A 21566-nucleotide genomic window follows, 5' to 3' on the forward strand; every position below is an offset into this window, starting at 1 on the left:
AGCGGGGGGAGGCAGATAGAATGTTGAGAGTTTTGAAGAGAAACAGGGGCACGATTAAGGCTGTGGTACTTGCAGGGCTGGTAACAGCGGCTGCCGGTATCCCCGGCATGGCGCAGGCCCTTACCTGCAGTGATTGCCACGGCAACCCGCCGGTCGACAACGCAAGCCGCGTCGGTTCGACCACCGGGCAGTTCCCGGGGTCCCACGGCACCCACACCGGTACAGGCGCCGGCCAGTACGGCTACGCCTGCACCAAGTGCCACGTGAACAACACCCTGACAAACCACGCCAACGGCAATATCGACATGGCTGTGCCGATCAACGGCAACACCGGCGCCAGCTACGGGCGGGGGACCAGCTTCGCGGTCTCCAACACGACGCCCTTCGTCGGGCAGACCTGCACGGCCACCTACTGCCACTCGAACGGGACCTCGGTCGCCACCGGCACGGCAGCCAGCGGCGCCTCTCCGGCCTGGGGGGCAGCACTACCTGCTACAGCTGCCACGGCACCGAAGGGGGGACCACTGGAGCGCCGGGCTACGCCAACGTGAGGGCCAACCCGACCGCGGCACCGACCAGCACCGGCTGGACCACCGGGACCAACGCCCTGGTCGAGGACGGCCTGTATGCGGTCTACAACAGCACCACGCAGCAGCCCCTGGTCTTGACCACCTTCAACCTGACCGGCGCCGGGCTCACCGCCGGCGACACGGTCACCGGCATCTCGGTTTCGGTGCACGGCCTTGCCGCCTCCGGCCTCATCAACGTGGCACTCACCAAGACCGGCACCACCACCGTCGCCGGCACCGCGAAGACGGCCACGATGCCGACCACCGACGGCTGGGTGACGGTGAACACGACCCCGACCGATCTCTGGGGGACCACCTGGACCGTCGCCGACCTGCAGTCCGCCAACTTCGGCGTCATCCTGAAGGACAACGACACCACTGCCACCAACATACAGATAGACTGCGTAAGGGTGGTGGTGTACACCGCCGCCGAGCCCAAGATGAACAGCCACGCGAAGCACGCGACCAAGACCTGCGACGTCTGCCACAGCGCGACGACCACGACGGGCACCAGCATCACCACGCCGGCAAACCACGCCACCGGGAGCTACAACCTGGCGCCGAAGACCGGAGTGACCTTCACCTACGCCTACAACGCCGGGGGGAGCACCTGCTCCACGGTCTCCTGCCACGGCAACGCCATCTGGGGCCTTTCCCAGTTCGACTGCGTCTCCTGTCATAACGTGACCCAGCCCATCACCGCCGGGCCGCTGGCGGGCACCTCGTCGCGCCGCGCCGTTTCCGCTGAATTTAAGCTGACCTGGTCGCACAAGCGTGCCGCGACCGGCGCCGTCACCAAATACGACTGTGTGGTCTGCCACATGGAAGGAAACGCGGACGGGACGCAGAGCAGCTTCCATGGCGACGGTTTACTGCAACTGCGCGATCCGGACCTCGGGGGGACCATCAAGGGAGTTACCTTCGGCGGCGCCGATCCCGGCGGCTATACCAGTACCGCTGTCGATGCGACCCCTGCGCGCTTCAGCCGCAACCTGGCCAGCAGCACCATCGAGCCGGATACCGCTGCGATCATGATCAACCTCTGCCTCAAGTGTCACGATGCCGACGGCGCCAAGAGCACTACGGCCCAGGTTCCCGGCGGATCCGCCCTGAAGCCGTTCGCCACCACCGTGGCCAGCACCGGCACCTATTACCTGAACAACGTCGCCGCGGCCAACACCGCGGGCTCGGTGGTGGACGTCAACTCTTCCTTTGCCACCAGCAACGCCTCCTACCATCCGGTCCGCGGCAAGCAGAATAACTGGTACCTGAAGAGCACCACCCCTGCGCTCATGAAAGCCCCCTGGAACTACACCACGCGTGGTGCCACGGTGAACACCACGAGCTACGGGCTGCTGATCACCTGCTGGGACTGCCACTCCGCCGCCGCCGCCTCCGGCAACCAGACTGCCAGCGTCACCGCGCATGGCGGCGCCGCCACCATCCGCTACGACAGTTGGGGTGCGGCCAACGGCGCCACCACGCTCAACCTGTGCACAGCGTGCCATGCCGACTCCTACAGCACCAACACCACCAACCACAGCACCGGTTCCGGCTTCGCCACCGGCGCCGACAGCGCCATCGGATCCAACTTCAGGACCTGCTCCTACTGCCACTCCTCCGGCAACAACAGCAGGCCCTGGCGCGGAGTCGACGCCCACGGCTTCAACCTGATGGCACAGCTGCGGACCGACACTACCACCGCGGCCAACGCCGCCAAGTGGGGGGGCACCGTCCGCGGTGGCTCCAAGCCCTACGCCTTCATCCGCACCACGAGACTCGGTAGCTGGCGTCCGGCTACAGGTACCGGCGATACCCTCTTGGGCACGGTCGGCTGCTCGCAGTACTCCACCGGCACTGGCTGCGGCAACTCCCACGGGACCTACGGCCCGGGCGGCACCTACTAGCCGACTGCAGGACCGCAATACAGAAAGCCCCGTCCGCAGGGACGGGGCTTTTTTTCGTAGATCTTGCCAGCCGGTTAAGTTGCTTGCCATTCTCCCGCAATTTCGGGTATTCTGGCGGCACTTCATTAAGTTGTTGGTGGTTTACTCGTTCATGGAGAACACAACATGATGCACTTCCCCGGCCTGCCTACCTGCCTTGTCTGCGCCGGGCTCCTGTTGCCGGCTCTTGCGGGATGTCAACAGCAGGAGCAAAGCCGCGCTTATCCGGCACCCACCGTAAAGGGTGCCATCGCTACCCCCGCCGTGCTGGCGACCATCCCCCCCGACGCTGTATTGACTCCCCCAGGCAGCAGCGATCCCGCCAAGATCGTTGTGAATGAGGAGGGTAAGGGGGCTGTTTACGTTGCATATCGTAACGGAAAGTCGGTCGTGGTGCATAACGGCCGCTCCGGTCCCGAGTACGACAAAGTGGCCAACGTATCGCTCAGTCCCGACGGGCAGCACGTGGCCTACGGTGTGACCGTGCAGGAGAAACAGCGGCGCATCGTGTGGGACGGGAGGGAAGGGGATGTCTACGTCGATGTCTGGAATCCCGTCTTCAGTCCGGACAACCGTCACATAGCCTACATCGCCCAGATCGGTGAGGACTCACACATCGTTGTAGATGGCAGCATCACCGGCGCCTACCCCTCGCTTCTCAGCGGCAACCCGGTCTTTGCCGCCGATGCCTCGCACGTCGCCTTTCACCTCACCCCTGGTGCGGGCGGCAAGGGAAGGCTCGTTGTCGCGAGCCGCGACCTCAAGCACCTGAAGAGTTGGGACTGCGTGAACCACGAGATGGTGCTGGACGCGGACAGGACGCGCGCGGCGGCGGTCGTGCCGGCCGAAGGGAAGCAGCGCGCGGTGATCGTGAGCCTGCTTAATCCCGAAGAAATCAAGGAAGGTCCCCTCTACGAAGAGGTTACCGGTCTCACCCTGAGCCCCGACGGCGCCTCGTTCGCCTACGTGGCCGTGAAAGAGGGTAGGCGATACCTGGTCCTCGACGGTAAGGAGGAGCCTCTCCCGGAGGGCGAAATGCGCCAACCCCCGGTGGTCAAGCCGGGCGGCAAAGGGGCGGGGATCATCCTGACGACGGGCAAGGGTTTCCGCCTGCACCCGGGCTTTGGCGGCGGCAAAGACGGCAGGAGCTATCAGGAGGCCGCCGGTCTCATTTACAGCAAGGACGGCAGCCAGACCGCATACCTGGCGCGCAGGGAGAAGAGCATCTTCGCCGTGGTCAACGGGAAGGAAAGCCCCGGGTACGACATGATCGTAACCCCGAAGTTCTCCCCCGACGGCAGGTTCCTGGTCTGCCGCGCCCGCAAGGACGGCAGGCGCTTCGTTGTGGTGCTGGACCGTGACGGCAAGGTGGTCCGAGAGCACCCCCGCTACGAGATGGTGTTCGACGTTACCTTCACCCCGGACGGCAAATCGGTGGCGTATGGCATCAAGGAGGGGCGGCAGCTCGCCTGGGAGGTGGAAAAGCTATGAGGCGCTTGCTTTTCGCCCTGAACCTCTCCGCGCTGCTCCTCGCGCTGCTTGTCGCCCCTGCCCTCGCGGCGCCGGCCGATCAGGCCGAGCGGAAACTACAGGGCGCGCCGGTGAGCCTCAAACACGCGGAGCTGATGGCGCTGCGCAACCAGGGTGGCTTCGTCCCCGGCCAGTGGTACCGCATCGCCGACTTCCGTACCCGCTGGCGCTCCTACATCACTGGGATCGTGCACGAGGCGCCGGTGGAACCGCTCCTGGTTCAGGCCATCACTTCGAACCGGCTCGCCATCCTGGCCTACTCCGAGCGCTACCCGAACGACGAGATCGACTACCTCATCTACGACGGTTCGTTGCATGGGGAGATCGTCAACGGGGTCGAGATCCCCTCCAACGACCGCGGCGGCATTGTGCGCAGAAAGGACATCAACCGCGGCATCGAATGCTGGTTCGACTTCCGCGCCTACACCGTGCGCCTGTTCGAGACCGCGCCGGGCAGCGGCGTCTACCGCGATTACGGCAAGGGGCCGGCCTACGTGGACCGGCCGCTTTTGCAGGTCGACAACTCCTCGCAGGTGGTGATCAAGAAGGCCGGCATCCCCTGGAGGGGGGAGGACGGCGCGGTTGCGGATAACATGGGGTACGGCAACCCGGAGCACTACCTTGAAGCCGCCAACAAGGTACAGATCGGGATGAACAGCTTCAACATCAAGATCTACGGCAACGAGGTGACCAGCGCCTTGTTCGGCGAGTGCACCGACGACATCGTCTGCGAGGGTAGCTGGAGAAACAGCCAGATGGTCGGCTTCAACAACACGGTCAATTTCGGCGGCACCGTGGAAACCTCCTTCTTCATGGGGGGGACCGAGGTGGCGAAGGTTTCCGGGGACGTGACCAGGTCGGTTTTCCTTCCCGGCGTGGTGCACGCCACCTTCAACGGCAGGCTGACCGAGTGCATGGTCTTCTCCGGCGTCGACAGCAAGAGCTACGACGGCGACCGGCGCGGCGAGTTCATCGGTCAGAGTGCCGAGGCGATCGGTGCGGTGGGTGACGCACCCAAAGACGGCAAGCTTTACGTACGGCAGAACGGTCGCTGGGTGGAACTGGTAACGGCAGCCCCCGCGCTGCGGCAGCAGAATGCAAAAGGAAGGCAATGAACGAAATCAACACCCCCACCGAGTCTGAAGCCGAACTGTACCCGATACAGCCTCGGTTCCACCCGATTCACAAGATCCCGCGCCTCATATACGACTTTCTGGCATCGGCGAAGCTCGCCATGTTCCTGCTGGTTGCCATCCTCTTGTGCTGCCTGGTCGGCGTCACCGTGTTCCGCGGCCAGCGTGCCTGGGACATCATCTTCTCCACCCTTTGGTTCAACGGGCTCCTCGTGCTTTTGGTACTCAACGTCGCCTGCTGCTTCTTCGGCAGGATCTGGCATCGCAGGCTCACGCTGATCACCTTCGGCATGATCATGTTCCACCTCAGTTTCGTGGCCATGTTCTGCGGCGTCGTCTACAACAGCCTCTATTTCTTCGAAGGGACGATGCGGCTCACGGAGGGGGAGACCCTGCAAAATGGCGCCGCCGAGAGCTGGGAAGGAGCACGCTTCGGCCGCTTCTTCTCCCCTGCGGAGATACGGGGGGAGACCACCTTGATCAAGATGCACAGAGGCTACAAGGTGGGCAAGGATGACAAGAGGGCGGCTTACGAGATCGAGGTGGGCGCGCCGAAGGCGAAGAAGCGCGACATCATCTACGCCACCCGCAACCTCGACTGCGACGGCTTCAAGTATCTGACCGACCGCGAGGGATATTCCGCCCTCGTGGTGCTGGCCGACCGGCAGGGGAGAGAACTCTACGGCGCCTACCTCCCTCTGCAGAGCCTGAAGCAGGAGGATGGTTCCTATATCTACTCGACCGGCACCAGCAGCGCCAAGGGAAGCCTGCCGTTTCCGCAGGGTCAGCAAAAGCCGCTGTACAACCTGCAGGTAGGTTTCCGCCCCTTTCCCGACCAGGAGCGGCTGGGGGAGGCTTTCTTCCAGCTTTGGCCCTACAGCGCGACCGCAGGGCATCAAACGGAGAACCCCGCCGTGGTCGGCAGCGCCTATGTCGGGCGCAGCATGCCCGCAGGGGATTACGGGGTCAGCGTCAAGGAGATGCGCTATTGGGTGGGGATGAAGGTACGCCGCGACCCGGGCAAGCCGGTTATTTTGGGGAGCCTGTGGGTAGGGCTCGCCGGCATGGTGCTGACAACCATCGGCAGGATCAGGAAGGGAAGCACCGGAGTTAAAACTGCCTGATTCAGTCACGATGTCTGAAAAACTGTCTCAATTGCTGTTATGCTAGTTCGAGCTATGAATAAAAGGTTGGAGGGACTGACATGAAACCTGAATTAATCTGTTTTTGGCTCGCTGTAGCTCTGTATGGGGTAAGTGCATTCAGTTACATTTTCGGCCTGATCGGAAAGTTCGACAAGCTCTTCCTGGTCGGGTTGCTGAGCGCCCTGGCCGGGTTCGTCCCGCACACCGCGAGCATCGGTCTGCGCTGGACGGCAAGCGGGGTCGAACCCTTCATCACCATCTCCGAGTCGATCACCTTCGGTGTCTTCATGGCGGTGCTGCTCTTTTTGATTTTTCAGCTGACCGTGAAGAAGGTGGCGCCGCTCGGGGTCCTGGTGATGCCGATCTCCTTCGTGCTCATGGGCTGGGCGGGCACTCTGATGAAGGAGGTTGCGACGTCGCTCAACCCGGCGCTGCAAAGCGCCTGGCTCTGGGTGCACATCGTCGGCGCCACCTCCGGCTTCGCCTCGGTACTGATCGCCGCTGGGCTCGGGCTCATCTACCTGCTGAAGCAGAAGAACTCGGGCGGCATCTATGATCGGCTCCCCGAACTGGGGGTGCTGGATACCCAGAGCTACCGCTTCGTGGCCGGCGGGTTCATCATGTACGGCCTCATGATCATCTCCGGGGCCTACTGGTCCAACACGGTGAAGGGGAACTACTGGGCCTGGGACCCGGTCGAGGTCTGGTCCCTGATCTCCTGGCTCATCTACGGCATCTACCTGCACCTGAGAGTCACCTTCGGCTGGCGCGGTTCCAGGCTCGCCTGGTATTCACTGGCGGCACTGGTAGTGATGATCGTGAGCTACTGGGGCATCCCCTTTTCCATGGAAACCTTCCACTCCGGTTTCCGGATCGACCACACGTAACCGCAGGAGAGACGTAACAGATGCGAAAGATTGCAATGACGTTGTTGCTGCTGGCCGCCGTGCTCCAGGGCGCGGCGCTGGCGGCCCTCGCCCCGAACGGCGCGAAAAGCGCGACCCCTGGCGTCCACGGCCCGATGGGCGCCCCCCCTCCGGGGAGGACCCTCGGCATGATCGAGGTGATCAAGGGCGCGTCCCTTCCCGGGTACACCAAAACGAAGATCGGCGAGTCCTTCGACAGGTACAGCCACTTCAAGAGCAAGAACTGGCGCGAGACCCGCGGCACCGCCGGTACCTATTACGTCGACTTCGTCGGCTCGGCGCCTCCACGCCTGCTCGACCTGAAGTCGCGCTGGGCAGGTATTTCCGCCAGCGGCATCGAGGTGAAGTTCGTGGTCTATCCCAACGGCGAGTACGGCGTGGTGATGGTCTCCCGCACCGTGGTGAAGACCGACGGCAGGACCGACCGGTACCCGCTGCCGGACGTGAAAAGCGTGCTCGATGCCATTTACAGCAACAGGAAAATCGACCTGTGACCCGGCGGGGAACGCGCACTAAGGTAGCCGATACATGAAACTTTGCATCATCTTCCCCCCGCTCCCCTTCGGCTGGACCCCGGTGGCCCCCCCGATTCTCGAGTACCTGGCCGCTCTGACCAAGAAGGCGGATCCCACCATCGAGATCCAGTTGATCAGCGGGAGCGCGACGCCGGACGCCTTCGAGAAGCTCGACTGCGACCTGGCGGCGATCAGCATCCTGACTCCTACCGCCGTTCCCGGCTACCGCATCGCGGACTCCCTGAGAGCGCGCGGCATCAAGGTGGTCTTCGGGGGGATGCACGCCTCCGCCATGCCCGAGGAGGCGAAGGAGCACGGCGACGCGGTGGTGATCGGGGAGGGGGAAAGCTGCTGGCCGCAGGTGCTCAAGGACTTCCGCGCCGGGACCCTGCAGCCCTTCTACCGCGGCGAACAGGTCGAGCTCTCCGACCTGCCGACCCCGCTTTACGGCTCCCTCGGGGGAGGGCACCAGTTCCGCATCGTGAACACCTCGCGCGGCTGCCCCTTCAACTGCACCTTCTGCTCGGTGAAGCCGTTCTTCGGAGGGAAGATCCGCTTCCGCCCGATCGAGCACGTGGTGCGCGACGTGGCGGCCATACCCGAGAAGATGTACATAAACGGCGACGAGAACATCTGGTGGCCCGGCACGGAAAACATGCAGCGCGCCATAGACCTCTTCACCGCGCTCAGGGGAACCGGGAAAAAATGGATGGGGTTCGGCAGCCTCGGTCCCGTTTTGGCCCCCCTGGGGTCGAAGATGCTGAACGCAGCGCGGGACTGCGGCATGCTCACCGTCTGGGTGGGGTGGGACGCCATGACCGACGAGGGGCTCAAGGCCTACGCGGCCAACGGCAAGATCGGTGTGGACCGGGAGCGGGCGGTGCGCACGCTCAGGGACCACGGCATCGACGTGTCGCTGTTCTACATGCTTGGCAGCAGGGACGATTCGCTAGACGACTTCAAACGCTCCGTCGAACTCGCGGACCGGCTCGGGGTCTCCATGCACCCTTCGCTGGTGGTTCCCTACCCGGGGACCGAACTCGCCCGTCAGTACGAGCCGCACATCTTCAAGGAACTGGGGTGGGAGTACTACAACGGCTCCTACGCCGTTTTCGAGCACCCGGACCCGGCCATGACCCCTGAGGCCCGCGAGGAGCAGTTCTACGAAAGCTCGCTTGAGCTGTTGAGCCTGCCGCGCGTCCTGCGCCACATGTTCAAGGTGCCGCTGCGCGGCTTCCCCTACGCCCACATGCTCTCCCTCATGAACCAGCTTCCGGTCAGAAAGGGGATGAAGATCGCGTTCGAAAAGTGGAAGGCCAGCAAGGGTGAGGTGAATTTGAAGAGGTAGGACGGCAGGGCCAGGGCCAGGGGCTGGGGGCTAGGGGCTAGGGGCTAGGGGCTAGTTTACCCCCTCCCGCCCTCCCCCCTCCGGTGGGAGGGGGAAGGATGCAGGAGGGAGACTCGTTGGCTACTGCGGCTTCTTCGCCGGGGCCGGCTTCTCTGATTTAAGCCCCGCCGGGTGGTCCATGAGCTTCTGCTTTTCCGCTTCGGCTAAGAACCAGTCGAGCGGGCGTTCGGTCTGATCCTTGAAAGTCCCGAGAGCAAGATCCCTCTGCTCCGCCGCTTCTTTATCCGCCTGCGAGACGAGGATCTCGTCGACCACCTGCGGACAGGAGGCGACCGAACCGGGCCTCGCCTCGATCTCCTCGCGGGGGCTCGGAGCAACCTTCGGGTCCTTGGCGAGCCGCATTTTCAGGTCGATGGAGAAGTTGGTGTAGGTCTCCAGCATGCGGAAGATGGCGGAGTCCCCCATCGGCCCCATGGTCCTCTCCTCGTCGGGGAGCGGCGACACCTTCCCGTTCTCGATCTTCGCGCGTCCCACCATCTCGCAGCTTTTGCCGTTGTCGGTGGTGTAGCCCAGGTTGTCGGTGATGACGGCCAAAACGGTGGGGACGTTGGCCAGGTCCCAGTGGGCCAATAGCCCCACCTCGCCATCGGGAAGCGGCGAGAGGTCGTCGATGTTCATGGCCAGGACGCGGGACCAGGGCGGTACCGGGCGGGCCAGCTTTTTTTCGGGGAGCCCCTTCACGTGGCGCCTCAAGGCGTCGTCGAAGAGGTTGGTGGCGGTCTCGGCCTCGCCCAACACGTTCACGCAGTGGGTGCGCGGGACGTCCAGGATCTCCTGCACCATGTCGTAGTAATCGTCGCGGGTGACCACGCCGAAACGGCCGCGATAGCCGCCGCCGTCGCAGACGCGGCTGCCGGCGGGAAGCTTGAAGCTGATCTTTCTGCGGCGGCAGGCCTGGAAGAAGTAGACGTAGGCGGCCGTGGCGCCGATGAGGGCGACGGGAACCCCGCTTGCCTCCGACTCGCGCAGCGCCTTCAGAAGGTTCTTGATGTCGATCCCGCTCTTGCCCAGAAGGAACATGCTGTCCGGGGTGCCGAAGGCCTTGCGGGTCTGGTCCATGCCGATGGCCATCCCCATGGAAGGGGCCATCTCGGGGCTGGGGGCTAGGATCAGGATGCGGCAGCGCTTCCCTTCCTCGAAGTCGGGGAAGAGGTAGGAGTTGGTCATCATCTTGTTGGCGCCGAAGACGAGCTTCTTGCCGTCCTCGTCGCGGAAGATGCGGCCGCGCTGGGTCAGGCTGGTGGTACCCCCGGTGAGGCAGGCCATGACCGACTGCTCCAGCGGGAAGGAAGCGACCAGGTGGGTCTTGAAGACGTCGTTGTACACCATGGGGACGTCCTGCCAACGGGTGATGTCCCCCGGGCGGACCTTCTTCACGTCGCAGAACTCGCGGAATATGGCGTTGGTTTCGTACTGCAGGGTGAAGAGCTTCATGCAGTAGTCGTTGAACCTCTCATCGGAGAGATCGGCATCGACGCCAGCTTCGATGATGGCGAGGATCTCTTCGGTCAGAGTGTGACTGACGCTTCCTGATGCTGACATGGCAAACTCCTTTTAACGGCTGGCTATTAAAACACGTTAGCGGTCATAGTACTTACAGGTTTTGTGCCAGTCAAGATTATAATAAAACGACGCAAGTATTAAGTTTGGCTTAGTTCAGACACATCAAAAGTAACTATTTGGTTACGTTTTTAAAAAAACGGGCTAAGAATGACAAATCTGTAGTACAGTGGCCGGGCCACTGGGCTGCGACAAGGCTGTATCTTTTCATTTCGATGGCCTCTGTTGCATAGAAAGCCAAACTTACTCAGAAATCGACTTCACTAACTACAGTTCTAATACCTGGAAGGGGTTGGATATGACTATAAAAAGGGTCGCACTGATAACGCCGCCGTATCATTCCGGCGTCGTGGAGTCAGCGGGGACCTGGCTCAATGTGGGGTTCGTATACGTTGCCGGGTCGCTGCGCGCAGCCGGCTACGAGGTGGACTACTACGACGCGATGAGCCTTTGGCACAAGTGGCCGGAGATAGAGGCGCGCATCAGGGCCTTCAACCCGGACGTTGTGGCCACCACCTCGTTCACCGCCTCCATAGGGCACGCGCTGGAGCTGACGGCGCTGGCCAAGGAGATCAACCCGGACGTGGTCACGGTGCACGGGAACGTGCACGCCACCTTCTGCTACGACGAGATGCTCAAGGCCGATCACGACACGGTCGACTTCATCGTCCGGGGCGAGGGTGAAGTGACCCTGGTTAAGCTTTTGGACTGCCTGAACCAAGGGGGCGACCCCGCCTCCGTCCCCGGACTTTCCTTCTGGCGCGACGGCGCCGTGGTCACGACGCCGAAGGCGGCGTCCATCCAGGACCTCGACGCGCTCCCCATGGCGTGGGACCTGGTGGAATGGCCCATCTACACCTACCGCGCCAAGAACAACGCCCGCCTGGCGATCGTCTCCTCGTCGCGCGGCTGCATGGAGAAATGCTCCTTCTGCTCGCAGCAGCTCTTCTGGGAACGCTCCTGGCGCGCCCGAAGCGCCGAGAACTTCGTGGCCGAACTGGAGCTTCTGCGCGACAGCTACGGCGTCGAGGTGGCGATGCTCTCCGACGAGATCCCGACCTTCGACCGCGAGCGCTGGGTGCGCATCCTGGACCTGATGATCGAAAGGAAGGTCGGGGTGAAGCTTTTGATGGAAACCCGGGTGGACGACATCCTGCGCGACGCGGACATCATGGACAAGTACCGCGAGGCAGGGGTCGAGCACATCTACGTCGGGGTGGAAGCGGGGGACCAGGCGACGCTGGACCTCTTCAACAAGAACACCAAGGTGGAGCAGTCCAAAGCCGCCATCGACATCATCAACAACGCCGACATCGTCTCCGAGACCTCGTTCGTCCTGGGTATGCCGGACGACACGCCGGAGAGCATCGCGGCGACCATCGAGCTCGCCAAGCATTACAACCCGGACATGGCGTTTTTCCTCGCCATCGCCCCCTGGCCCTACGCCGAGCTCTACCCCGAGCTGGAGCCGTACGTGGCGACCAAGGACTACCGCAAGTACAACCTGGTGGAGCCGGTGATAAAGCCGAAGGCGATGACGGTGGAGGAGCTGGAAAGGGAGCTGGGCCGCGCGAGCCAGAAGTTCTACATGCACAAGTTCCAGAAGCTGCACGACCTCTCCCCCTGGAAGCAGACCTTCATGGTCGCGGTTTTGGACATCCTCATCAACAACTCGTACCTGGCGGTGCAGATGAGGTCGATGATGAAGGAAGGAAAGCAGATGCCGCCCGAGGTGCAGGCGCTTTTGAAAAGCATCAAGACGGTGCGCGGCAATGCCGGTGCCAGCGACCACCCGCACACCTTCGCGCCGATTCCGTAAGGGCTGGACAAGATTTTGGAGCAACATGGATTCGATCAAGAAGGCAGCCATCGTGCTGAACGGCTTCATCCACGATTTCGCCACGGGCTACTGGCTCTCGGCGTTGATAGCGATCTACCTGCTGCACGGTTTCCGGGGAGGTATCCCCGAGGTGACCGTGATCCTCTCCGGTATCGAGCGGTTCTTCTTCTGGAACACGGTGGGGGCTGCCGCCGCCATCTTCGCCACCGGCGGGATGCGCAGCTTCACCTACGTCAACAATTTTTACGGCCCCGAGGCTGAGCGGACGCGGCGCAGGATGCTGGTGATAAAACACGTCCTGCTGCTGCTGGTGGTCGGCGCCGGTAGCTACTGGGGCTACTGCACTGCATGGCGGTAACGGCGACGAACTCGCTCTCTTCTATAGACATCCTCCCAAATACTTGCTTCCATTTTTTTTCAAGACGTATTAAGAACTACAGAATCGAGGTTAAATGCCGATAACTCCTGGTGAGGTGTTGCACGCCGCACTGCCGAATTTTCCGACCATCCCCGCTAAGGAGTTCCGACCTGATGGGCGTATCAATCAGAGCCAAGTTCAAGATAGGTGTTTTCATCGTTTGCCTGCTGGTCCTCACGCTGGGAGCGGTTTCTCTGGTCACCCAGAGCCGCCTCAACCACCAACTGCAATTCCTCACTCAGGAAGCCACTAAACTTCATCTTGTCTCCACTCTTGAACTAGCAGCCTATAAGTCCGTCATGCCGGGCAATGACTATATCATCACCGGCAGCTCTACCTATAAGAACAGCTTCGAAGAGCAGGACAAGAGGGTCAAAGCGATTTTCGCCCAGATCGACGCCTTCCCGCTGTTTGAACCCGCAGAACGCGCGGTCATTGCGCAGGTTCACGAGCTGTACGATAAAACGCGCGAAACGACGCTGAACATCATGGCGCTGCCGTACGGCGACCCGCGCCTGCCGAAGATGATGGAGGAGATGGACTACCAGTACGCCGAGCCGCTTCTCGCCCAGTTGACGGCGCTGGGTGACCAGATAACCGCGTCCTACAAGAAGAACCAGGCGGAGGCGGCCGGCCTGAAGCGGCTTTCGCAGAACGTGCTGGTGGCGGTTGTGGTCGCGGTCTCCCTGTTGCTGGCCGTGGGGGGGCGGGTTCTTTTCAACAGCATCATGCGGCCGCTGCGCTCGGTGGGGGACATGCTGAACGACATCGCCTCGGGGCGCGGCGATCTGACCAAGCGCCTGCCGGTGCAAGCCGACGACGAGGTAGGAAGGTTCTGCCTTGCCTTCAACCGCTTCGCCGAAAACCTCCAGGGGACCATCACCGACATCTCGGTGGTATCGGGACAACTCGCCGCCACGGCGGGTACGCTTGAGGGGGCGTCGCAACAGATCCGGAACACCGCGGAGCATCAGGCTGAAGCCGTGGAAGAAACGGTGACCGCCAACGAGAAGCTCGACGCGGCCATCCGCAGCATCACCTGTGATACCGAGGAGGTGGTGGCCTCGATGGTCAATATCTCTTCTTCCGCAGGTGAGATCTCGGCGACCATGCAGGACATCTCCGGCAAAACGCATCACCTGGACGCGAAGGCGGATCAGACCACTGAGGCGATGCTGAAAAACCTCACTTCTTTCCAGGCTGTCGCGGACAACGTGGCGTCGGTCACCCGCAGGGCGGAAGAGGTCGCCGCTTCCGCGCTGCAAGTAAGCGCCGTCGCCAAGGAGATCAACGGGAGGTCGGAGGACCAGGCGGAACTGGCGCGGGCGGTCAAGGAGGAGGCGGTGGTGGTGGGGCTTGCCGCCATCTGCAAGACCAAAGACGGGATGGGGCGGATACGCACCGAGGTCAGCGCCACCATCAAGGCGATGGACGAGCTGGTGCCGGTCTCCGAGGAAGTAGGGCGCGTGGTGAAGATCATCAACGACATCAGCGATCGCACCAAGCTCCTCGCGCTCAATGCCAGCATCCTCGCGGCACAAGCGGGCGAGCACGGCCGGGGCTTCGCCGTCGTGGCCGAAGAGGTCAGGCTGTTGGCTCAGCAGGTTACCGGTTCCACCAACGACATCGCGGACATGGTGCAGGCCATTCAGCGCCTCACCAGCTCGGCGGTCACCGCTACACGCCGCAGCGCGGCCGAGGTCGATGCCGGCGTGGTTGACTCTCAAGCGGCGGAGACGGCGCTCAGGGGGATCATTCTGCGCACGGAACAGTCGCTCGACAACGCACTGGTCATCGCCCGCTCCGCCAAGGAGCAGACCACCGGGATCGGCATGGTATCCGACGCGATGCAGCACGTAAGCACCATGGCCAACGAGATCAACCAGAACACGGAGCAGCAGCGCGAGATCTCCGAGGGGATCATCACGGCCACCGGCGAAATGCGCGACCTGATCAGATCGATGAAAGAGATGGTCTCGGTGCAGGCAGAAGAGTCGGACAAGATCTCGCAGTCGATCATGGAGACGCTGGTAAGCCTGAAAACGGTGGCAGGCGCCACGTCCGAGCAGGAGAGCGCATCCGACCGGATCATCGAGATCATCGAAGAGGTAAGACGCCAGGCGATCGCCAACATGACCGTGGCGAAAAGCCTCGACGAAAGGGTCTCGGAATTGAACGACCACTCCCACAGCCTGAGCGAGAAGGTAAGCGTCTTTACCGTCTGACCCGGCAGGCGGCAGGCTCGACTATCGATTGTCAGGGGGCGTTTCGGCCCCCCTTTGTAGTTCTTCAGGGAATTCGAGGAAACCTTGGGTCCCCTCTCCCCCTGCGGGGGAGGGACAGGGTGGGGGGGAAGGTGCCACCGGCTAAGCACAGTTCGGCTTCACCCACCCCCCAACCCCCTCCCGTCAAGGGAGGGGGCGTCTAGGTTCCCCCGTTCCGTCCTATTCCCTTTGTCGTCCTTCTCCCCGACTGTCGGCCAGGCTTTTCGTCGCTCCTCCTTGGCAACGGCCCGTGCTCTGTAACTACGCCGCAAACTTCCTTGAAATACCTCCCGTTTCTGCAAGACTCTCTGGATTGTAAAAAACTAATCCAAGGGAGGATGTGACATGGCACAACAGGCGATGTTCTGCAGACAGTGTGAACAGGCGGCCCGCGGCGTGGGTTGCGACGTGATGGGTAACTGCGGCAAGGACCCGCAGGTATCGGCCCTGCTCGACCTGATGATCCACGGGCTTAAGGGGACGGCGGTCTACGCGCACCTTGCGCGCGAGTTGGGGGAGAAGGACCAGGAAGTGGACCGCTTCATGCTGGACGGGCTTTTCACCAGGGTCACCAACGTCAACTTCGACCCCGACGACATCGCGAGGCGGCTGCAGAAATGCTTCCAGATGAAGGAAAGGGCGAAGTCGCTATACCAGGACGCCCACCAGCGGAAAAAGGGGGGACTCGCCCCCGAGATCACCGACGGCCCCGCCACCTGGACCCCGGCGGGGGACACCCAGGCGCTCATCGACCAGGGGCGCCAGTACGGCGTCCTCACCTGGCACCAGGACCCGAACATCCTCTCCACCATCGAGATCCTGATCTACGGCCTCATGGGGATGGGAGCGTTCGCCTGGCACGCGACCGAGATGGGGAAGGAGGACGAGAAGATCTACGCCTTCATCCACCGCTCGCTTGCGGCCACCACCAACCCGCAGGCGACGCTGCAGGATTTCGTAGCGCTGTCGCTTGAGTGCGGCGAGATGAACCTGCGCACCATGGAGCTTTTGTACCAGGGACACGAGGAGCGCCTGCAGGCCCCGGAGCCGATGCCGGTGAACCTCGGCACCCGCGGCGGCAAGGGAATCGTGGTCTCCGGCCACGACCTCCCGATGCTTGAGGAACTCCTGAAACAAAGCGAAGGGAAGGGGATCTTCGTCTACACCCACGGCGAGATGCTTCCCGCCAACGGCTACCCCGGCCTCCGTAAGTACTCCCATTTCGCCGGCCACTTCGGCACCGCCTGGCAGAACCAGGCGCGCGAGCTTTCCGGCTTCAACGGCGCCATCATCTTCAACACCAACTGCATCCAAAAGCCGGAGGCAAGCTACACCGACCGCCTCTACACCTGGGGCGAGGTGGCCTGGCCGGGCGTTCCGCACGTCGAGGGGTGGGACTTCACCCCGGTGATCGACAAGGCGCTCTCGCTTCCCGACCTGCCGGAGAACCCGGGGCAGGAGATCCTGGTCGGCTTCGGACACGAGGCGGTCTTCAAGGTGGCCGGCCCCGTCATCGACGCGGTCAAAAACGGCGCCATCCGCCGCTTCTTCCTGATCGGCGGCTGCGACGGCGCCAAAAGCGGCCGCAACTACTTCACCGAGCTCGCCGAGAAGGTCCCCAAGGACTGCGTCATCCTCACCCTTGCCTGCGGCAAGAACCGCTTCAACCGGCTTCAGTTCGGCGACATCGGGGGGATCCCGCGGCTCCTCGACGTGGGGCAATGCAACGACGCCTACTCCGCCATCAGGATCGCGGTGGCCCTGGCGGACGCCTTCCAGTGCCAGGTGAACGACCTGCCGCTCTCCATGATTCTCTCCTGGTACGAGCAAAAGGCGCACGTCATCCTGCTCACCCTCTTGCACCTGGGGATCAAGGGGATCCGCTTAGGCCCCTCGCTTCCCGCCTACGTCTCGCCGGCCGTGCTCGACTTCCTGGTGCAGAACTACGACCTGGGTCCGATCACCACAGCTGAACAGGACCTGCAGCACGCGCTGGGGGCTTAGGGCAAATTGGGTTCCCGAGGTGGACCTTCCCCCCCTCCCTTGACGGGAGGGGGATGCCCCTGGTTCCCAAGCTCCAGCTTGGGAACCCAAGGCAAGCCAAGCTCCAGCCTGGAATACGGAGGAAGCTGGAGCTTCCTCGGCATTGCGTTCCCAAGGTGGACCTTGGGAACGAGAACAACGAGATCAAAGAAAAGGGTTAGCCTCCGCGGGCTAACCCTTTTTTGTCTCTTCCCGCGGCCCCAAACCCTTCCTCATTTCTTTACGAAATCTTTATCCCTCGGGCCAACATATTTACGCAAAATTTACATCCTATCCTCTACCCTGACACTAGGAGAAGTCCGTGCAACAGCAGGCATGTTCTATATCAAGGTGAGCGTTATGAGAGTCTTTTATTTCAGCCCCGAGAGCGGTGTCTATCAAGGCGAAGGTTTTCTGGATGAGCGGGACCTGGAAAGGGTTGAAGCCCTCACTCCGATAGCTCCTCCACGTTACGCCAAGGGGGAGGTCCCTGTCTTCAATGCGACGACACAGAGTTGGATGCTGCTCAAAGTCCCCCAGAAACCGCACCTGTCACAGTAAGGCGCGTCCCCCCATTCACATACCGCGATTCATTGTCAGCTCCTTTGACTGGAAATCCAGCCGCAAAGCTGATACGCTCTTCAGGATCTTCCAGTATCACTCTTCAGATGAAAAGGGGAAGTTGTGGTCGCGATACGGGGATACCTGATCAGCCTGCTGCTCGTCGCCGGCGCCACGGCCATTTGCGAACTGGTCCGGCCGCACCTGATCCCCACCAACATGGTGATGGTGTACCTCTTGGCTGTCGTGGCGGCCGCCGCCAAGCTCGGCCGGCGGCCCGCCATAGCGACGGCCTTTTTCAGCGTCCTCGCCTTCGACTTCTTCTTTGTTCCCCCCCGGCTCACCTTCAGCGTCGCGGAGAAGGAGTACCTGGTCACCTTCCTCGGCTTCTTCGTGGTAGGGGTGATGATAAGCTCGCTGGTCGCGAAGGTCAGGGAGCAGTCCCTGGAACGCGAGCGGCTCTCGCACGAGGCGGAAAAGGCGAGGATCCTGCAAGCCCGGGAGAACCTGGAACGGGCGCTCTTGAATTCCATCTCGCACGACCTCAGGACGCCGCTCGTTTCCATCAAGGGGGCGCTCTCGGCCTTGAAGGAACAGGGGGGGCGCCTCTCCCCTGAGGCGCGCCGGGATCTGCTGGAGACGGCAAACGAAGAGGCGGAGCGGCTGAACCGTTTCGTCGGAAACCTCCTCGACCTGAGCCGCCTGGAGGCGGGGGCCCTCCGCCCGAGGATCGAGCCGTGCGACCTGCAGGAACTCATCGGCTGCGCCATCTCGGCCATGGAGAGCCGGCTTGGGGACCGCAACGTATCGGTGCAGCTGCCGCAGGGGCTCACCCTGGTTCCCTTGGACCTGGTGCTGATGACCCAGGTACTGGTGAACCTTTTGGACAACGCCAATAAGTACGCCCCCGCGCAAGGGAGCATCGAGGTGGAGGCGCGCGTCGCCGGCGCCTGGCTCTCCTTGACCGTCGCCGATCGGGGCCCGGGGGCGCCTGAAGCGGAACTCTCCCATATTTTCGACAAATTCCACCGGGTGCAGGTCCCCGAAAAAACCGGTGGAACCGGCCTCGGGCTTTCCATCTGCAAGGGAATCGTGGAGGCGCACGGGGGAAGGATCGCGGCCAGGAACCGCCCGCAGGGGGGGCTCGCGGTCGAGATCCTTTTGCCGTTGCAGCAAGGAGCAGAGGAGCCATGAAAGAGAGCCAAGAGGCGACCGGGCAGCGCATACTCGTCATCGACGACGAGGCGGCCATTCGCCGCTTCCTGCATTCCGCGCTGTCCTCGGATGAATTCATCCTCCACGAGGCCGATTCCGGGCACGGCGGGCTATCAGCCGCCGCGGCCTTGAGGCCCGACCTGATCCTATTGGACCTGGGGCTTCCCGACCTGGAGGGTATCGAGGTGATCCGCCGTATCCGCGAGTGGTCCCAGGTCCCCATCATCGTCCTCTCGGTGCGCGAGCGTGAGGACGACAAGGTGGCGGCTCTCGACGCCGGGGCCGACGACTACCTCACCAAGCCCTTCGGGGTGGGGGAACTGCTGGCCCGCATGAGGGCCTCCCTGCGCCGTTCCGCGGTGCAGCTCTCCGAGCCGGTCTTCTCAAGCGGCGACCTTACGGTGGACCTGAACCTGCGCCGGGTGACGGTGGAGGGAGCCGAGGTCCAGTTGACGCCCACCGAGTACGACCTCTTGCGCCTGCTCATCACCCACGCGGACAAGGTCATAACCCACAGCCAGATCCTGAAGCAGATCTGGGGGGTGGCGTACCAGGATCAGCCCCAGGTGCTCAGGGTTACCATCAGCAACCTGAGGAAGAAGGTCGAGCGGGACCCCTCGCGCCCCAGGCACATCACCACCGAACCCGGGGTCGGGTATCGGTTCAAGCAGGTGCAACCATGAATAACGAAGCGCCCCAATCCTACTGGAGCGGCATCGTCAAGGCGATGGGGCTCGTCTTCGGGGACATCGGCACCAGCCCGATCTACACCCTCACCGTCATCTTCGCCCTCACCCCCGCAACGCCCGGGAACGTCTTCGGGATCCTTTCGCTCGTCTTTTGGACCATGACCCTCCTGGTCAGCGCCGAGTACGCCTGGCTCGCCATGAGCCTCAGCCGCAAGGGGGAGGGGGGGACCATCGTTCTCAAGGAGATCCTGGTCCGGATGCTGAAGCCGGGGCGGCAGCTCGCCTTCGTGGTTTTCCTCTCTTACCTGGGAGCCTGCCTGCTGTTGGGCGACGGGGTGATCACCCCGGCCATCTCCATCCTCTCCGCGGTGGAAGGGCTCGAGCTGATACCCGGCCTGGAGCATACCGGCCAGGGTGAGCTGATCCTGATCGCCGCGGTGATCGCGGTGGGGCTTTTCCTGGCGCAGTCGAAGGGGACCGACAAGGTAGCGGGGGCCTTCGGCCCCATCATGGTGGTATGGTTCGGGGCGCTTGCCTTTTCCGGCCTCGCCTCCATCAGCTCCATGCCCTCCATCTTGAGCGCCATCAACCCTTACTACGCGCTGGATTTCATGCTGCATCACGGCCTGGGAGGGTTCTTCGTGCTCTCCGAGGTGATACTCTGCGCCACCGGCGGCGAGGCGCTCTACGCCGACATGGGGCACCTGGGGCGCAGGCCGATCCTGCGCGCCTGGTACTTCGCCTTCACCGCGCTGGTGATCAACTACCTGGGCCAGGGAGTCTTCCTGCTCAGTCACCCGGAGGCGAAGAACTACCTCTTCGGGATGGTGCAGAACCAGGCCCCGTTTCTCTACATCCCGTTCCTGATCCTCACCGTGCTCGCCACCGTCATCGCCTCGCAGGCGATGATCAGCGGCGTTTTCTCCGTGGTCTACCAGGGGATCACCACCCGCATACTTCCCCTCTTGCGGGTGGAGTTCACCTCGACGCACCTGAAGTCGCAGATCTACCTCTCCTCGGTCAACTGGATCCTGATGCTGGCCGTCCTCGTGGTGATGCTGTACTTCAAAAGGAGCGAGCACCTGGCCGCGGCGTACGGGCTGGCGGTCACCGGGACCATGACCATCACCGGGATCATGATGGTGATGATCTTCTCCCGCACCACCAAGAAGTGGAAGGTCCCCCTGGCCGTCGCTGTGACCGTGGTGGACCTCATCTTCTTCCTCTCCTGCCTGAACAAGATCCCCCACGGCGGCTACTGGTCCATCGTGTTAGGCTCGATCCCTTTCTGCATCATCATGGTCTGGACCCGGGGGCAGCGCGCCCTGTACCGTGCGCTCAAGCCGCTGGACCTCGACACCTTCGACGTCGCCTACCGCCAGATCTACGCGAAAGAAAAGAACATCCCCGGTACCTCCCTTTTCTTCGTCAAGGAATGGAGCGTTATTCCCCCTTATCTGGTGCACTGCATCATCCGCAGCAACATCATCTACGAGCGCAACGTCCTGATCTCGATCCTGCGCACGGACGAGCCGTACGGCCTGAAGGTCGACTTGAAGCGCGACCTCTCCGTAGGGCTCGACGCCATCGAGATCAAGGCCGGCTACCTGGAGATTCTGGATATCGAGGCGGTCTTGAAGGAAAACGGGATTCAGGAGAAGGTGATCTTCTACGGGGTCGAGGACATCGTCACCGACAACCCGGTCTGGAAGCTCTTCGCCACCATCAAGCGGCAGACTCCCAACTTCGTGCAGTTCCACAACCTTCCCCCCGCGAAGCTCCAGGGGGTCGTGACCCGGGTGGAGATGTGAATGAAAAAGGGGGC

17 protein-coding genes are annotated in these 21566 nt (G+C 62.6%); 16 read left to right on the top strand and 1 reads right to left on the bottom strand.

Translation table 11 applies throughout. The annotated features are described in order from the left end of the window. Nucleotides 1–20 precede the first annotated feature (20 nt). From GBEM_RS05795 to GBEM_RS05835, 8 genes are all read left to right on the top strand, one after another. The gene (locus tag GBEM_RS05795) at nt 21–551 is read left to right on the top strand and encodes a CxxxxCH/CxxCH domain-containing protein (RefSeq protein ID WP_041262685.1); all 531 of its coding nucleotides are present in this window, start codon (nt 21–23) and stop codon (nt 549–551) included. Next, nucleotides 548–2476, top strand: coding sequence for a hypothetical protein (locus GBEM_RS05800; RefSeq protein WP_041262686.1), 1929 nt, complete (start codon nt 548–550; stop codon nt 2474–2476). Before GBEM_RS05795 ends, GBEM_RS05800 begins: the two co-directional genes overlap by 4 nt. 165 nt (nt 2477–2641) lie before the next feature. Then, nucleotides 2642–4006, top strand: a complete 1365-nt coding sequence (locus GBEM_RS05810; protein WP_012529590.1) for a TolB family protein — start codon at nt 2642–2644, stop codon at nt 4004–4006. Further along, a complete protein-coding gene (locus tag GBEM_RS05815; RefSeq protein WP_012529591.1) occupies nt 4003–5160 on the top strand; it encodes a phage neck protein fibritin in 1158 nt (385 codons plus the stop codon). Before GBEM_RS05810 ends, GBEM_RS05815 begins: the two co-directional genes overlap by 4 nt. Continuing rightward, complete coding sequence (locus tag GBEM_RS05820; protein ID WP_012529592.1) at nt 5157–6302, top strand: cytochrome c biogenesis protein ResB; 1146 nt, start codon at nt 5157–5159, stop codon at nt 6300–6302. The genes GBEM_RS05815 and GBEM_RS05820 overlap by 4 nt, the downstream gene beginning before the upstream one ends. An 80-nt stretch (nt 6303–6382) precedes the next feature. Continuing rightward, complete coding sequence (ccsA, locus tag GBEM_RS05825; RefSeq protein ID WP_012529593.1) at nt 6383–7210, top strand: cytochrome c biogenesis protein CcsA; 828 nt, start codon at nt 6383–6385, stop codon at nt 7208–7210. Nucleotides 7211–7230: 20 nt separating this feature from the next. Further along, nucleotides 7231–7743, top strand: coding sequence for a hypothetical protein (locus GBEM_RS05830; RefSeq protein ID WP_012529594.1), 513 nt, complete (start codon nt 7231–7233; stop codon nt 7741–7743). A 34-nt stretch (nt 7744–7777) separates the two neighbouring features. Beyond that, the gene (locus GBEM_RS05835; protein ID WP_012529595.1) at nt 7778–9112 is read left to right on the top strand and encodes a B12-binding domain-containing radical SAM protein; all 1335 of its coding nucleotides are present in this window, start codon (nt 7778–7780) and stop codon (nt 9110–9112) included. A 120-nt stretch (nt 9113–9232) separates the two neighbouring features. Here GBEM_RS05835 and GBEM_RS05840 read toward each other — a convergent pair whose 3' ends face one another. After that, nucleotides 9233–10714, bottom strand: a complete 1482-nt coding sequence (locus tag GBEM_RS05840; RefSeq protein ID WP_012529596.1) for a LuxE/PaaK family acyltransferase — start codon at nt 10712–10714, stop codon at nt 9233–9235. 316 nt (nt 10715–11030) lie between these two features. On the opposite strand from GBEM_RS05840, the gene GBEM_RS05845 reads away from it, so the two are divergent. The 8 genes from GBEM_RS05845 (at nt 11031) to GBEM_RS05880 (ending at nt 21552) form a co-directional block, all read left to right on the top strand. Further along, nucleotides 11031–12551 carry a B12-binding domain-containing radical SAM protein gene (locus GBEM_RS05845; protein WP_012529597.1) on the top strand — a complete coding sequence of 507 codons (1521 nt, stop codon included), beginning with the start codon at nt 11031–11033 and terminating at the stop codon, nt 12549–12551. A gap of 25 nt (nt 12552–12576) precedes the next feature. After that, the gene (locus GBEM_RS05850) at nt 12577–12930 is read left to right on the top strand and encodes a hypothetical protein (protein ID WP_012529598.1); all 354 of its coding nucleotides are present in this window, start codon (nt 12577–12579) and stop codon (nt 12928–12930) included. 173 nt (nt 12931–13103) lie between these two features. Then, nucleotides 13104–15215 (top strand): methyl-accepting chemotaxis protein, encoded by a 2112-nt coding sequence (locus tag GBEM_RS05855; protein WP_012529599.1) that lies wholly within the window; start codon nt 13104–13106, stop codon nt 15213–15215. Nucleotides 15216–15599: 384 nt separating this feature from the next. Further along, a complete protein-coding gene (hcp, locus tag GBEM_RS05860) occupies nt 15600–17258 on the top strand; it encodes a hydroxylamine reductase (protein ID WP_012529600.1) in 1659 nt (552 codons plus the stop codon). 354 nt (nt 17259–17612) lie between these two features. Then, the gene (locus GBEM_RS05865; protein ID WP_083770215.1) at nt 17613–17837 is read left to right on the top strand and encodes a hypothetical protein; all 225 of its coding nucleotides are present in this window, start codon (nt 17613–17615) and stop codon (nt 17835–17837) included. Nucleotides 17838–17960: 123 nt separating this feature from the next. Beyond that, nucleotides 17961–19031 (top strand): sensor histidine kinase, encoded by a 1071-nt coding sequence (locus GBEM_RS05870; RefSeq protein ID WP_012529602.1) that lies wholly within the window; start codon nt 17961–17963, stop codon nt 19029–19031. Then, nucleotides 19028–19735: a response regulator gene (locus GBEM_RS05875; protein WP_012529603.1), complete on the top strand. Its 708-nt coding sequence runs from the start codon at nt 19028–19030 to the stop codon at nt 19733–19735. Before GBEM_RS05870 ends, GBEM_RS05875 begins: the two co-directional genes overlap by 4 nt. Further along, nucleotides 19732–21552: a KUP/HAK/KT family potassium transporter gene (locus tag GBEM_RS05880; protein ID WP_012529604.1), complete on the top strand. Its 1821-nt coding sequence runs from the start codon at nt 19732–19734 to the stop codon at nt 21550–21552. Before GBEM_RS05875 ends, GBEM_RS05880 begins: the two co-directional genes overlap by 4 nt. Nucleotides 21553–21566: the final 14 nt, after the last annotated feature.

Origin of the sequence: Citrifermentans bemidjiense Bem (assembly GCF_000020725.1) — a bacterium.
In the GTDB taxonomy this organism is placed as follows: Bacteria; Desulfobacterota; Desulfuromonadia; order Geobacterales; family Geobacteraceae; genus Geomonas; species Geomonas bemidjiensis.